Source organism: Chryseobacterium culicis, from assembly GCF_900108365.1.
GTDB classification, from domain to species: domain Bacteria; phylum Bacteroidota; class Bacteroidia; order Flavobacteriales; family Weeksellaceae; genus Chryseobacterium; species Chryseobacterium culicis.
Window position 1 is genome coordinate 97,796 of sequence record NZ_FNWQ01000003.1, and the last position, 15,162, is coordinate 112,957.

Below are 15,162 nucleotides of genomic sequence, written 5' to 3' on the forward strand. Positions count from 1 at the left end.
TCAGATTAGAATTTGAAGTGTGAGAAAGCTTTGTTAGCTTCCGCCATTTTGTGAGTATCAGATTTCTTTTTGAAAGCAGCACCTTCTTCTCTTGAAGCAGCTACTACTTCGTTAGCTAATTTCAAAGCCATAGACTTATCATTTCTAGCTTTAGAATATTTGATTAACCATTTCATTGCCATAGAAATTTTTCTGTCGGCTCTGATTGGCATAGGGATTTGGAAGTTAGCTCCACCTACTCTTCTAGAACGTACTTCTACGTGAGGCATTACATTTGTAAGTGCATCTTTCCAGATTTCAAGTGCAGTTTTTTCGTTATCTCCTTTTTTAGTTTCTACGATATCTAATGCATCATAGAAAATTTTGAATGCGATTGACTTCTTACCGTCAAGCATTAGGTTGTTTACGAATCTCGTTACCAATTGATCATTAAATTTCGGATCTGGTAACAACGGTCTTTTTTTCGCTTTTGTCTTTCTCATTGCTTTTGTACCTTATTTAATGATTATTTTTTCTTTCCTTTTGCAGGAGCAGCAGCTGCTTGTCCTGGTTTAGGTCTCTTAGCTCCGTACTTAGATCTTCTCTGAGTTCTTCCATTTACACCAGCGGTGTCTAATGCACCTCTTACGATGTGGTAACGTACTCCCGGTAGGTCTTTCACCCTTCCGCCTCTAACCAATACTATCGAGTGCTCTTGAAGATTATGTCCTTCGCCCGGGATATAGGCATTCACTTCTTTACCGTTAGAAAGTCTTACCCTTGCTACTTTTCTAAGTGCAGAGTTAGGTTTCTTAGGTGTAGTTGTATATACTCTCGTACATACACCACGTCTTTGTGGACAAGAATCAAGGGCAGCCGATTTGCTCTTCTTGGCAAGCGTGGCTCTTCCTTTTCTTACTAATTGTTGAATAGTAGGCATTTAATTGCTTTTTATTTTAGGGTGCAAAAATAATAATATTTTTTTAATCTGCAAACACTTATATAAAAATTAAAATCAAATACTTACAGCAAAATACAACAGGTTTCAGAATGTTCATCAAAGAAACATAATATATAAAAGGAAAAGAGATCAGGTACCGCAGATTTTACAGTCTAAAAAATGAGTATTAAATAATTATGAAATTTTATTTATTCAACTATTTTAACTGTCACATTTCTGTTCCAATTGAAATCTTTTATATTTTTTTTCAACGCATCAGAGGAAAGAGGGTCTATGGAATATATTACCACATGCCGGTCCCCTAATACGATACTCTTTCCGCTGACTTCCAGATCAGCTATTTTCTTCCAGCTTTCCGGTATGTGTCCATCAAACCACTTCTCATAGATAATGGCCAGCTGGTAGTGATTTTCCTTAGTATAACCGGCAAGAAATTCCTCCACCTCATCATCAAATACGGTTTTTCTGACTTTAATATCTAACATTTCTTTAGACCCTAGCCCGATAACATCCAGCAAATGAATATCCGTATAATAGCAGATGGCCCCAATATCATTGGCAACAATATGGGAAGTATTGTAATATTTTTTCAGAAATCTTGCAGACTGTATCTGCTGTTCGTAAATATTGGCGCTCCCGCTGGTAATAATAAAGTGGGCAAAGCCAAACTTATACAGCAACAATAAGGCATTAGCAGCAATAAAAATTCCTGTTGCCTTATCTTTTCTAAAGGCATAAAAAGGGTTGGTAATAAAAACGGTAAGCCTGGGAACTAAAACCATTACAAATGCCGCCATCAGATACGCTTCGTATCTGAAGATAATTTTAACATCGCCCAGCAGACAATGTAAGATCAGCGTAAGAGCCAAAACAACGGGAAGAAAGTTCTTTTTCAGCATTTCCTGAAACACCAACTTACTTTTATAATCCCTGTACAGTAAAACAGCAATTATCAGCAGAGGAAATATTCCTATTTTATAGAAAGTGATATTCAAAAATACATTCCACAGAATGATCTTACCGATCTGCCCTGGTACATTTCCTGAAAAATCAATCAAAGCTCCTTTTACAACAACAGAATTTGGAAAAAAATATCCACTGTGCTGCTGATTAAAATATCCGAACAAGAGAATGGGAAGGAAACCAATCAAAAGGACAAGAAATGCATCCTTGAATTTTCTGATCAATAAAAAGACAAACGCAAGTGACAGAAAGTAAAACATACTTTCAAATCTGATAAGCCCCAGAAAAAGAATTGTACCATAAAATCCGAGGGAGAAAAAATTGCTCTTAAAGTCTTTTTCAAACCACTTTTGAAAGCAATATATATTAACAGCGATGATCAGCACCTGCAATACATGCTCCATTCCTGCCACTACCTGTACATGCATTACAGCGAGAAAAAGAGCAAATAGACAGGCTGCTGTAATATGTTTTGCTTCACTCAGATAGCCTGAAAAGTATTTTGTAAGGATGGCGATAAGCAAACAGGCCACAGACAAATTAAAGATCAAAGGTATAAGAATATGATTTCCAAAAACTGCAATCAGAAAACTAAGTATGAATGTAAAAACAGGCGATGAGGAAGATGATGAAAAGGCATATTTTGTCATTCCCCAAACTCCGTGCAGAGCAAAATTCTTGGCCACAGCCATATGAATATAAGCATCGTCTACGATATAGGTAAAATTGTTCTCCGTGACAGACAGCATGGTCAGGATATAGATAAAACAAATCCCGAAAAATACCGCCGCTGTAATCAAAAAGCTTTTCATATTCTGCAATATTAATACTTACAAACTATATTTAAAAACTTTCTCATAGTTATGATCTATTAATATTCATGGAACTTCGGCACGATATTTCGTAAATTTGAGATGTACAAAAATGGTAAACTATCAGTCACATATAAAAACTCCATATATACTCAGTGGATGAAGTGATTGTATCTGACATTAAAAAAATAAATATATACATATGAAAAACGCGAGTATTATCGGCCTTAAAGAAGCCGATTGCAAAAACATTTCAGACAAACTAAACGTATTATTGGCTAACTATTCTGTATTCTATCAGAACACGAGAGGCTCACACTGGAATATTAAAGGAGATCAGTTCTTCACACTCCATCCAAAGTTTGAGGAATTGTACAACAGCCTTGTATTAAAGATCGATGAAATTGCAGAAAGAATTCTTACGTTAGGAGCAACTCCTGCGCACAATTATTCAGATTATTTAAAAGTAGCAACAATAAAAGAAAGTAAAGAAGTTACTGACGGCACCAAAAGTGTAGAGCAGATTCTAAGCGCATTTAAAGTTGTGATTGATCTTCAGAGAGAGCTTTTAGATATTACTGATAAAGCCGGAGACGAAGGTACCAATTCTCAGATGAGCGACTATATTACCGAACAGGAGAAAGAAGTATGGATGTATAACTCTTATCTTGGAAAGTAATTGTATTCAAACTCTTTTAAACTTTTTCTTAAATAAGGTATGTTACTTTTTGTTACAGCATAAAAGTTGACATACCTTATATTAGGATTTCTGAAATCATTCATTTTCCACCTTCCTACAAAAATCCAATTTTTGGGGACTTGTCCTGCAAACCACTCCGGATATATCGCAGCAATTCGGGCTTTTTTACTGGCACTCAGTTTTCCCATAAAATACGAAAAATCATCCTGGAGAGGGTTTTGATATTTATATTGTGCAACTTCTGTACTTCCCAATCCATACATATCTAAAACTTCAATATTCGTGAAATAAGTGATTGCGCCAATATCATTGGCTACAACTGTTTCAGACTGATAATACTTTTTTAAAAACTCCGCGAGCTTATATTGATTGTAATAAAGATTTTTAGAATCAGTATATAGAACCGGATGGTACCAATACATTTTAGATAGTCCAAAAACTACCGAATAGCCTACAAATAAAGCAGCAAACAGCTTAGGAATAGAGAAATCTGAAGTTTTAACATAAAAATCACAAATTTGGACTACAATAAAAAGATAGGCGATCATCAAATAATTTTCATATCGAAATGTCATTATTCCAAAAATGAGCTGCCCGTAAGAAGTCAGCAAAATTATAATGGGTAATGCTTCCCTTTCGAGAACACTTTGAAATTTTAAATTTCTGTACCTGTAAAAAACATACATCCCATAAAACAGACTGAAAGGAAGCAGATATTTGATATAATCCATACTCAGAAACCTGCTTTTCAGAATTACTATCAAACCTTCTACATCTGAAACATGAAAATTACTCTTCACAAGTATTGAATTGGGAAAAAATAAACCTCCCATAAGAAGAGAATATATTCCATAAATAATTATGGGAGAAAATCCAGCAATACCCATCAGCAAGCCCTGTTTGAATTTCTTCTGAAGCATGAAAACAAAAACAACGGCAGAAATTAAGAATACACTTTCAAATCTTACCGCTCCAAGAAAGAAAACAACTATTAATAAATGCGAGAAAGCGTTTAAGCTTCCTATGGCTAATTTATTATAAAAAATAAAAAAAAGTACTATCAGAAACATATGAAGGGTATGCTCCATTCCTAATATAGAGGAGAGATAGATCATTGCAAGGGGCTGCAGGAGAAGAGCAAAAAAAAGAGCAAACTTTTTTCCATATTGAAGGAAAACAAAATGGGCGGCATAAAAGCTTGTTAAAACCCCAAACGTAAAATTAATAAACAAGGGATAATAAGATGAATCCCCCAGCATTTTTATTAAAAGGCTTAAAAAAAAACTATACAATATAGATGAAGATGCGGGATCAAATGAATTGGAGTTTACAGAAAATAAAAATTTATCCGCTATATTTTTTGCCACCTCCAGATGAATATACACATCGTCCACAGGATAAAAGTAACCAACCCCTTTAGGTAAAGAAAGAGTTTCTGAAACTAAGTAAAAAAAATAGCCTGCCAGAAAGATAAAAACACTTATAAATCCGTATTTTTTCATTGTACTGCCTGTGTAAAAATAGAGAACAAAAGTAGATTATTAAATTTTATCACAAAAAAATCACCATTATATTCCTGCACTCACCATTAAAACAACACCGCAAGGCCCGCTCTACAGTCAGCGATTCTATCACCGAACAGAAGAAAGAAGTTTGAATACATAATTCTTACTTTGGAAATCGCTCCGTCAAAAACCTGAAAATATTTCAAAAAAATCGTCTTACATTTAGGCGTTTTTATTTTTTTATATTTATATTTGCGTTAAAATTACACATATTATGATCGACGTAAGACTCAACTCTATCCTGGACAATGATTTTTATAAAATAACCATGCAGAATGCTGTGGTAAAACTATTCCCGAGTTCTATTGTAAAATATGAATTCATCAACAGGGGAAAGCACCATTTTCCGGAAGGATTTGATGTTGCTTTAAGAGAGGCGGTTAATAAAATGGCTGAACTTAAACTTACGAAAGACGAGAAAAAGTTCATGGCAAGAACATGCCCTTATATTGATCTTCCCTATCTTGATTTTTTAGAAGGCTACCACTACGATCCATCCGAAGTAAAAATACGCCAGGAAGGAGGAGATCTTTCCGTGATTGTAGAAGGTTTATGGTACAGAACAATTCTTTGGGAAGTTCCGTTGCTGGCATTGATCAGCGAGCTGCATTATGAAATGAACCACATGGAAAGAGACTCCAATGAAGTGGTTATGAGCAAAACGCTGGAAAAGGCAGACTCACTAGGCAGGCTGGGAGTAACGTTTGCAGAATTTGGGACCAGAAGAAGACATTCCTATAAGGTTCAGAACCTGGTAATGGAAGCTTTAACCCAGAAAAAAGAGTCTACTTTCATCGGAAGTTCAAATGTACATTTTGCGATGAAGTACGGCGTAAAGCCAATTGGAACCCATGCGCATGAATGGTTTATGTTCCACGCTGCCGAATACGGATTCAAAATGGCCAATGAGCTGGCTCTGGAACACTGGGTAGATGTTTACAGAGGGGACCTCGGAGTTGCGCTGTCTGACACTTATACTACAGATGTTTTCTTCCAGCAGTTTGACAAAAAATTTGCCAAGCTTTTTGATGGTGTCCGCCATGACAGTGGTGATGCTTTAGAATTTGCTGACAAAACCATTGCCCACTATCAAAGAAACGGTATCAATCCTATGTTTAAATATATTATATTTTCCGATGCTTTAAATCTTGAAAAAGTAGAGGAAATTACCAATTACTGCAGAGGAAAAATTGGAATCTCATTTGGCATCGGAACCAATCTTACCAATGATGTAGGGCTGAAGCCAATGAATATCGTCATGAAACTGATTGGTGTACAGGCTCCCAATAAAGAATGGATTCCTACGGTAAAACTTTCTGATGAACATGGTAAATATACGGGAGATCCAAAAATGATTGAACTGGCAAAAGAATTTTTAAGAATTAAAAACTAAAAATATGAATCTGAAAATTTCCCTCACTGTTACCATTCTTGCTGCAGGACTTTCATTTGCCCAGCAGAAAAAAGAAAATTCCGTATTTAATCAGGAACTGGCTGCTTCTTTAGGAGCAGACAAATATGGAATGAAACCTTATACTATGGTTATGCTGACAACAGGTTCCGTTAAGATGGAAGACAAAACCAAAATGGCAGAACTCATGAAGGGTCATATGGCCAATATCGGGAAACTGGCGGACGAAGGTAAAATTGTAGTGGCCGGCCCTTTCCTTGAAAAGAATAAGGAAAACTACCGCGGCATGTTTATTTTCAATACAAAATCCAAGGAGGAAGCAGAGCAGTGGGTAAAAACAGATCCGGCAGTTCAGGCGGGTGTGTTCAGCTACGAGATTTTCTCCTGGTATGGTTCTGCTGCCCTGCCATTGTACCTGAAGCATCACGATGAAATTTCGAAAGAAAACCCTTAACGCTCAACCCTACCTATTCATCGGTAAAATTTGTAGTTTTGAATAAAAATAACAAAACATTCAAAATTATCTAAAATAAAATAAAAATCCATAATTGATCTTATTGATAATTGTGGATTTTATTCAATATTTGGTTTTATCGTCAAATAGTATTATATTCGGTAAATAAAACTTTTACCAATATGAAAAAATTACTATTCTTGAGTTTTGCGGCACTCTCTATAATGGGCAGTGCTCAGATTTTAGTCACGGAAAGTTTTGAAAACGGAACGTATCCAGGTTTTACAATAACCGGCGGATACACCGGAACGCCCACAACATATATTGTTGGAAACTGTGACGGCGCAATATCCATAGGTGCTGAATCATATGGTTCGAGTACCGCTAACAGGACTATAAACCTGTTATACACCAAGCCGGCAAGTGTAACCGCTAATGGAAAAAAGATTGATATTTCTTTTTCCTATTCAACACTTGCCTACGATACTTCCACCTTAATCGGAGGAACTATTAATGTTGAATATTCTACCGACGGCGGAACCACCTACACACCAGTCAGTACACCCATTACATTAACTGCCACAGCCCAAACGTGCGCTTCCTATACAGGTACAATCCCTGAAACTGCGAATGTAAACGGAAATTTCATACTCCGAATTCAGACGGTAGGTACTACCGGAACTACATATGACTTTTACAGTTTTATAGATAATGTAAAAATTAAACAGGAAGTTACGGCACTACCTGCATGTACCACTATAAGTGCTCCTGTAAGTGGCGCAACCGGCACATCGGTTCGCCAGCAGATTTCCTGGGCAGCAACAGCCGGCGCAGAATCCTATAAAATTAAAGTAGGTACTACCTCAGGTGCCTCCAACGTCTATACCGGAACCACATTTAATACATTCTATACTCCAACAGCCTCCAGTGCTTTTCCTCAAAACACAACATTATATACCACTGTAACTCCTACCAATGCTTTAGGTGATGCTACAGGCTGTCCTGAAATTTCATTCACAACCGGTGCTAATCCTTTTGCTCCTTATTGTGGTCCTCTTCTGGCCAAACTTGGTGTATATCCTATATCAAATGTTGTTTTCAGTAATATGACAAACGCTTCCAGCGCTACTGCAAATACTGGTGACGGCCAGGAAAACTTCACCAATAAAATAGCCAGTGTTGTAAGAGGTACTTCTTATCCGATATCTATGACAGGTACCTCAGTAGGAACCACTAACCGGTTTGGATTTACTGTATTTGTAGACTGGAATCAAAACGGAAGTTTTGCCGATGCTGGTGAATCTTACTTTGTCACTTCTGATTTTGCGGGAGGTACCGGTACCCCTTTAACCGTTAATAAGACTATCGCTGTTCCCGCTACTGCGGCTTTAGGTAATACCCGAATGAGAATCAAATATCATTTTAACAGCTCAACAACATCTGTAAGGACAGAATTATCCAATCCATGTGCGGATCTTAACCAAGGTCAGGCAGAAGACTACACCATAAGTGTTCAGGATGTACTTTCTACTTCAGATATCAACCTGAGCAAGAAAAAAGAGATCTCTGCTTATCCTAATCCTTTTAATGATAAATTAACAATTTCCGATATCAAAGGCGTTAAATCTATTATAGTAAGCGATGTTTCGGGCAGAGTAATAAAAACCCTTAGCCCAAGCACCGAACTTAATCTTTCTGAGCTGAATTCAGGATTATACCTGATCAACCTCTACATGGAAGATGGAACTGTAAAAGCAATCAAAGCGATTAAAAAGTAACGTTCCGAGAAATTTGTAATAAAAATACAGGGCTATCTCCTCTTTTGGGATAGCCCTTTTTTACTCTTCTAGACCAAAACACTCATTTTATACATAACAAACTATGTATCTTATTATCATTGACAAGCAGCCTGCGCAATACAAGATATATCTTGCTCCAATGAATTAATTTAACTACTTTAGTGTAACAAAATTCAATTTACATTACTCATTGTAAGTAAGTTAACCCAAATTAATACCATAATTAAAAATTAATCTCATGAAAAAACTGAATTTTACAAAACTTTCGAGAACAGAATTGAAAGATGTATTCGGAGGAACACTGTATCCTGCAGAATGCCCCGGAGGATGCCATGGTGAAGGCATGATCAGATGTCCTGACGGTACTACCACCATGACTAATTTTATATGCATGGGGGGAACCTGCCAACCGGCAGCCATGTGCAAACCACTGATTCTTGAACCCTTTCCCGATCCGGTTATCATTACCCCATAATTCTAATAAACAATACATAAAGTGAGCTTTCCGGCTCACTTTTTCAGTATCTTTAAATAGACAAACAATCCACCGAATTGGTGGATTGTTTGTCTATTTAAATTTTATCTATGCTCTTATCAAGACTTCTATTGCTTGTCTTTGTTATTTATTTTCTATAAAAATACTTATTTCAAATTGTTCCTTTACCAGAATACCATACATTTTTGCTGATTTCCAAGTATTAAGTTCTTTTACTTTAAAAACTTCTTCAATAGCTTTTTTGGTATTTTTATCAGTATATTTTAGAATCTCTATATTTTCTAAATTATCATTAATACCTAAAATTATACGAATCCTATTTTCTCCTTTTCTTACATTTTTTGGGAGTTAAATTTCTCAAATAAAACAGATCTAAAGTGACTCATGCCATATAGAAATTCTGCATTCAAAATCATTGTACTTAAATCATCTATACATATTGCATTTTCTTGTTTTTCACACTTTTCTAAAGATCTTTTTGCATTTATAATTATAATTAATTTTGGCAGAATCTATTTTATTGGCAGGGAAAAGTTTGATATTTTCAATTCACGTCGAAAGATATGCAGCACATTTTTGTTTCATAGTACAGGCACTAAGAAAATAAAGCATTATAAAAAAAGAGAAAATAAATCTCATTATTTTGGAGCCTGAGCTTTATTTGTTAATCCTCTTACATACCAGAATTCTATTTTTTTGATTATTAAATTTTTATAGAAGTTCTCTGCTGTAGGATTCCAAAACCAATGATATTGATTTAAAATTGAACTTGCTTGTTGGTAATCAAAAGTTTGTTGATATGTTATTGCTATATGAGGTTGAACATAACCATTTTGATAAATAATTGAAGAGCTTTCTGCATCATTAATAAACATAAGTGATAAGAAATTATTATCAAATGGCCCCGGATCATAAGCCTTTATAACAATATTGTTTTGAGCTAATGCTTGGAGGAAAACTGAAAGCGGTTGATTATAATAATTAGTCTTATTTGGCATAAGATTATTTAAATTAGAAATAGTCTGATTATAAAAGTTGGGATAATCTGCTATGTTTATAGGTTGACTTGTCTGTGATTTACATTGTGTAAAAATGATTATAGTAATAAAAAATGTAAATAAAATATTTGTTTTCATAATAGTATTTTTTAGTTAAGGGCAAGGCTCTACTCTATAGCCTGTTATTTTTTTACCACCTGATGCAGGTATTTCATATTGAAAAGATACTGATCTAAAGTATACGTATGATAATTGGGTCCGTTTTCCATGAAGACAATATAATCAGTATCTATGGTGAAATTATCATAATCAATAGTTTTCCCTTTAACAAATCGTTTGATTTTCTTTAAATCATTTTCTACTTTTTGCAGTTCAGACATCAGTTTGGGTTTATGCTTACTTTCAGTCAGCGTAATTATCTTTGAGTAAAGTTTAAATTGATTGCTGTTATCATAAATTTCCTGATGATCAAGGAGAAGATCATTTCTACATGACTGTAAAGTAAAACAGAAGAGAGCCAGCAAGAGCTGCATGATAATAAAGTTTTTTTTCATTCATTTGAGTTTTAGTTATTAAATATAATATTTTTTCAATTCACTTCGATGCAAACTATAATAAAAATTAAATCTCAAGTTATTCAATATATTATAATTATAACTATCCCCTTAAAAAGAACTAAAAAATTGCGAAAGCAGTGATGTGGTAAAAAATATTGAGATTTTAGAATCTACAAAAAACTCTTAACAAAAAAGGCCGGGATCTTCCTCACGGATCCCGGCCTCATAATGAACAAAATAAAAGAAACTAACTATATTGTTTCCTTATGCTTTTTACGGTAGGCATAATGAAAGATAATTGGCAGCACAGTAAATGACAAAAGCATACATATGATTAATCCTCCTACAATCATGATGGCTAAAGGCTTCTGAATTTCTGACCCCATACCATTGGACATTGCTGCGGGGAGAAGTCCCATAGATCCCATCAGGGCGATCATCACTACCGGACGTATTCGGCTTTTTACCCCGAGAGAAATAGATTCTTTAAGTGACATTCTGTTTTGGAGGTTCTCTTTCATGACTCCAATCAGAACGATCCCGTCTATGGTTGCCACTCCGAAAAGGATGATGAAACCGATTCCTGCTGAAATACCGAAGATGGTTCCCGTCAACCAAAGGGATAAAAACCCTCCGATGAATGCAAAAGCCAGTGTAATGGAAGAAATCAATGTGTCCTTTATGTTTCCGAAATTGAAATACAGCAGCATCAGAATAAGCACTAAAGAAATAGGCACTACCATAGCCAGCTGTTTTGCGGCTCTTTCTTTACTTTCAAATTCACCGGCCCAGGTCATTTTATGGTTCTTAGGAAGCTTTACTTCTTTATCTACCTTTGCTTTTGCTTCCTTAATGGTACTTCCGAGGTCACGTCCTTCAATATTAAATCCAACTCCAATGTATCTGCTGTTCCCTTCACGATAAATAAATGACGGCCCTGTATGATAGTCAATGGTGGCAATTTCTTTCAGCGGAACTTTTTTATTGTCCTGGGTAGGGATGAGAATATTTCCCATCTTTTCAGGAGTATCTCTGTATTCTTTTTCGAACCTGAGCATCACATCAAACATTCTTTCTTCTTCATAAAACTTGGTGGCCGCCTGTCCTCCGATGGTCATTTCAATCACGGCCTGTGCATCTGCTGTTGAAACTCCATATTTTGCCATTTTGGAATCATGAAGCTGTATTCTCAATTCCGGAAGCCCGATATTTTTAAAAACATTCACATCTGATATTCCCGGAACTGTTCTGATGGAATTAGCTACTTTATTGGCATAATTTTCAAGTTCGAAAAGATCATTACCAAAAATTTTAATGACCAGCGGCGCTTTTACCCCTGCTACATATTCTTCCACATTATCCTGTATCGGCTGGCTGAATCCAAAGTTGATCCCCGGATATTTTTCAAGAGAAACTCTCATTTCCTCAAGGAGTTCTTCTTTGGATATTTTTTTCTTCCATTCATTTTCGGGTTTCAGCTGAATATTAAATTCGATATTAAAAAATCCCGTGGGATCCGTTCCATCATTCGGGCGGCCAGTCTGGGTCATCACGAATTTCACTTCATCATATTTCATGAGAATCTCCTTCATTTCTTTGGTCAACCGTACAGATTCATCCAGATTGACACTGTTGGGAAGAGTTGCTCTTACGTAGATGGCGCCTTCATTCAGTTTGGGTAAAAATTCAGATCCGTAATTGGAGAATCTCCATCCGCAAACAGCAAGCAAAGCAACAAAACCAATGATAAATCCTTTTTTGTGACGGTCGCTGAATTCATAAATCCTATAGATATTCACTCTGAAGAATCTTGAAATAAAGTTTTCTTTCTCTTCAATATTCTTTGTCAATAGCAGTTTACACATTGCCGGAACGTAGGTCAAACTTAAGATCAATGATCCTAATAATGCATACCCCAATGTAAATGCTAGTGGTGAGAACATTTTTCCTTCTACTTTCTGGAAAGAGAAAATCGGCATCAGCGCAACAATCAGAATCAACAGAGCAAAGAAAATATAACTTGCTACACTTCCTGCGCTTTTCTTGATGATTCCCAGTTTTGAAATTTTGTTGAATCTCCGCAGTCCAATCTTTTTCGCTTTAAGTTCGAGGGCAACGAAGACATGTTCTACAATGACCAGTGTTCCTTCCAGAAGCAGTCCGAAATCCAGAGCTCCCATAGAAATCAGGTTGGCCGGCAGTCCCTGAATTTTCAGCATAATAATCGCAAACAGGAAAGCCAGAGGGATTACGGATGCTACAATAAAGGTTGTTCTCCAGTTGTAAAGGAAAATAAACACAATAATGGAAACAAGAATAACTCCTTCAATAAGGTTTTTGGACACGGTATGAACCGTTGTATTCACAAGTTCTGTACGGTCAATGATGGGAACAATCTGAACATCACCGGGAAGCTCTCCTCCGTTCAGCTGCTCAATTCTGTCTTTCAGCCTTGCAATGACTTCACTTGGGTTTTCACCCCGAAGCATGATGACAATTCCTTCTACAACATCATTCTCTTTGTTATATCCCACCTGTCCCAATCTCGGTTTTGCCGACACCTTTACTTCTGCAACGTGTTTCACCAGAATAGGCGTAGAACCTTTTACCTCGATCTGAATATTCTCAATATCTTCTTTTTTCTCCAAAAGACCAATCCCCCGCACTACATAAGCCTGATCACCTTTTGCCACTACATCTCCTCCTACATTGATATTACTCTTCGAAACTGCTTCATACACATCCAGGGGGGATAGGTCGTAATTGTGTAATTCCGTAGGATTAATTTTTATTTCATAAGTTTTCTCTTCTCCACCAAAGCTTACCACATCTGCCACTCCCGGAACAGCAAGCAATTCTCTTTCCACCACCCAATCCTGAATGGCCGTCACTTCTTTGATCGGAAGTTTACTTTTGATAATATATCTGTAAATTTCACCTGTAGCACCGGAAGGAGGTTCAATGCTGTATTCTGCTCCGGCGGGAAGGCTTACATTTCCGAGCTTGTTGGAAGCATACTGCTGGGCATAAAAATCATTGACATGATCATCAAAAATAACCGTCACCACAGACAATCCGAATAATGAAATGGAACGCACGGAAGTTTTATTCGGGATGGCATTCATTTCTTTGGAAATGGGTAAGGTGACGAATTTTTCAATTTCCTCAGCACTTCTTCCCGGCCATTGGGTAATAACCCTAACTCTGGTGTTGGTAACATCCGGAAATGCTTCAATAGGAGTATGTATATAGGAATAGATTCCTCCGGCCAGCAAAAGAAAAGTCCCCAACAGAACAATCAATGAGTTTTTTAACGAGAAGGAAACTATATTCTGTACAAATTTTCGCATTACTTCGTGGAATTATTTAATTGATTTTTCAGGTTTTCATAAATCAGCAGTCCGTTGGAAGCAATGACATTTTCACCTGGTTTTAAATTGCCTTCTACATAAATATACTGGCTGTTGGAAGCAATTTCCGTTACGGGTCTGATCTCAAGTTCACAGTCTTTTTTATACACCACTACATAGCTTTGGTTGTTATCAAAGATTAAAGCCTTTGCAGGAATAGCCAATGCACTTTTGTTTTGTGAATTAATAGGCAATACAACATCTGCGGACATACCCGGTCTTAGCTTCATTCCATTATTATCCATAATGATTTTAGCCTTCAGCACCCTTTCATTTTCGTTAAAAACCTGAGAGATATTATTGATTTTTCCAGAGAAACTGTCATCCGGATAAGCAAGAGTCTTCACCACTACAGGCTGGTCAACATATACATGCCTCATATTGGTAGCGTACACATTCGCCATTACCCAGACTTTATCCAGATTGGAAATGGTAAACAGCTGATCTCCCCCTGCTGTTACCGGCATTCCTTTGGAAATATTCTTTGAAATAACATATCCGTCTGCCGGAGCTTTGATCTGAATGGTATTTCCACCTGCTGAATACAGCTGCATATTTTTTCGTGTTTTGGAAATATTAGATTGCAATATGGCTACCTCAGAACGTGCTTCCTGTAGATCTTTCTGAGAGGCAATATCATCTTTATACATGGCTTCTACGGAAGACAGCTTTCTTTTCGCAACGGCGAGCTGAGCCTGCAAAGTTTGGGTATCATCCTGCATTTCATTCACAGCTGTACTTTTTACGCTTGCCAATGTTTGGCCTTTTTTTACATAATCACCAAGGGAGAAATAGGTATCTATAACCACTCCATCCACAAGGCTTACGAAAGGAACGGTTTTATCGGAGTTGCTTTCCACTTCTCCGGTAAGAGTAATACTTTCTTCTATGGGAAGTATCTCTGCTTTGGCAAGTTTAATATCTTTTTTAAGTTCTTTGCTGATGCAGTAGCCTTTTTCAGCTTCTTTATTTTCCTGTTTTCCGGCACAGCCTGTAAAAATCATGAGGGCAGACAGATAAGCCGCAGCAATGTATAGGGTCTTATTTTTGTTCATAT

General features: G+C 36.5%; 13 protein-coding genes. 5 read left to right on the forward strand and 8 right to left on the reverse strand.

Annotated elements, in window-relative coordinates:
- Positions 1 to 5: 5 nt before the first annotated feature.
- The 3 genes from rpsG to BLW74_RS12195 form a co-directional block, all read right to left on the reverse strand.
- Positions 6 to 482 (reverse strand): 30S ribosomal protein S7, encoded by a 477-nt coding sequence (rpsG, locus tag BLW74_RS12185; RefSeq protein ID WP_062673583.1) that lies wholly within the window; start codon positions 480 to 482, stop codon positions 6 to 8.
- 23 nt (positions 483 to 505) lie between these two features.
- Positions 506 to 919: a 30S ribosomal protein S12 gene (gene rpsL / locus BLW74_RS12190; protein ID WP_002983146.1), complete on the reverse strand. Its 414-nt coding sequence runs from the start codon at positions 917 to 919 to the stop codon at positions 506 to 508.
- A 209-nt stretch (positions 920 to 1,128) separates the two neighbouring features.
- The gene (locus tag BLW74_RS12195; RefSeq protein ID WP_089692698.1) at positions 1,129 to 2,715 is read right to left on the reverse strand and encodes a hypothetical protein; all 1,587 of its coding nucleotides are present in this window, start codon (positions 2,713 to 2,715) and stop codon (positions 1,129 to 1,131) included.
- A gap of 202 nt (positions 2,716 to 2,917) precedes the next feature.
- Here BLW74_RS12195 and BLW74_RS12200 point away from each other — a divergent pair, with 202 nt between their 5' ends.
- Entirely contained in the window at positions 2,918 to 3,394 is a 477-nt protein-coding gene (locus BLW74_RS12200; RefSeq protein ID WP_089692699.1) for a Dps family protein, read from the forward strand.
- On the opposite strand, the gene BLW74_RS12205 is transcribed toward BLW74_RS12200, so the two are convergent.
- Positions 3,379 to 4,917, reverse strand: coding sequence for a hypothetical protein (locus BLW74_RS12205; protein WP_089692700.1), 1,539 nt, complete (start codon positions 4,915 to 4,917; stop codon positions 3,379 to 3,381). The genes BLW74_RS12200 and BLW74_RS12205 overlap by 16 nt on opposite strands.
- A gap of 277 nt (positions 4,918 to 5,194) precedes the next feature.
- Here BLW74_RS12205 and pncB point away from each other — a divergent pair, with 277 nt between their 5' ends.
- The 4 genes from pncB (at position 5,195) to BLW74_RS22245 (ending at position 9,119) form a co-directional block, all read left to right on the forward strand.
- Positions 5,195 to 6,373 (forward strand): nicotinate phosphoribosyltransferase, encoded by a 1,179-nt coding sequence (pncB, locus tag BLW74_RS12210; protein WP_089692701.1) that lies wholly within the window; start codon positions 5,195 to 5,197, stop codon positions 6,371 to 6,373.
- Between the two features lie 4 nt (positions 6,374 to 6,377).
- Complete coding sequence (locus BLW74_RS12215; RefSeq protein WP_089692702.1) at positions 6,378 to 6,845, forward strand: YciI family protein; 468 nt, start codon at positions 6,378 to 6,380, stop codon at positions 6,843 to 6,845.
- Positions 6,846 to 7,027: 182 nt separating this feature from the next.
- Positions 7,028 to 8,623, forward strand: a complete 1,596-nt coding sequence (locus BLW74_RS12220; RefSeq protein ID WP_089692703.1) for a GEVED domain-containing protein — start codon at positions 7,028 to 7,030, stop codon at positions 8,621 to 8,623.
- A gap of 259 nt (positions 8,624 to 8,882) precedes the next feature.
- The gene (locus tag BLW74_RS22245; protein WP_139265737.1) at positions 8,883 to 9,119 is read left to right on the forward strand and encodes a TIGR04149 family rSAM-modified RiPP; all 237 of its coding nucleotides are present in this window, start codon (positions 8,883 to 8,885) and stop codon (positions 9,117 to 9,119) included.
- 659 nt (positions 9,120 to 9,778) lie between these two features.
- Here the strand turns inward: BLW74_RS22245 and BLW74_RS12230 are convergent.
- From BLW74_RS12230 to BLW74_RS12245, 4 genes are all read right to left on the reverse strand, one after another.
- Positions 9,779 to 10,276: a hypothetical protein gene (locus BLW74_RS12230; RefSeq protein WP_089692705.1), complete on the reverse strand. Its 498-nt coding sequence runs from the start codon at positions 10,274 to 10,276 to the stop codon at positions 9,779 to 9,781.
- 44 nt (positions 10,277 to 10,320) lie between these two features.
- Positions 10,321 to 10,692 (reverse strand): hypothetical protein, encoded by a 372-nt coding sequence (locus BLW74_RS12235; RefSeq protein WP_089692706.1) that lies wholly within the window; start codon positions 10,690 to 10,692, stop codon positions 10,321 to 10,323.
- 254 nt (positions 10,693 to 10,946) lie between these two features.
- The gene (locus BLW74_RS12240; protein WP_089692707.1) at positions 10,947 to 14,045 is read right to left on the reverse strand and encodes an efflux RND transporter permease subunit; all 3,099 of its coding nucleotides are present in this window, start codon (positions 14,043 to 14,045) and stop codon (positions 10,947 to 10,949) included.
- A complete protein-coding gene (locus tag BLW74_RS12245; protein ID WP_089692708.1) occupies positions 14,045 to 15,160 on the reverse strand; it encodes an efflux RND transporter periplasmic adaptor subunit in 1,116 nt (371 codons plus the stop codon). The genes BLW74_RS12240 and BLW74_RS12245 overlap by 1 nt, the downstream gene beginning before the upstream one ends.
- Between the last annotated feature and the right edge of the window lie 2 nt (positions 15,161 to 15,162).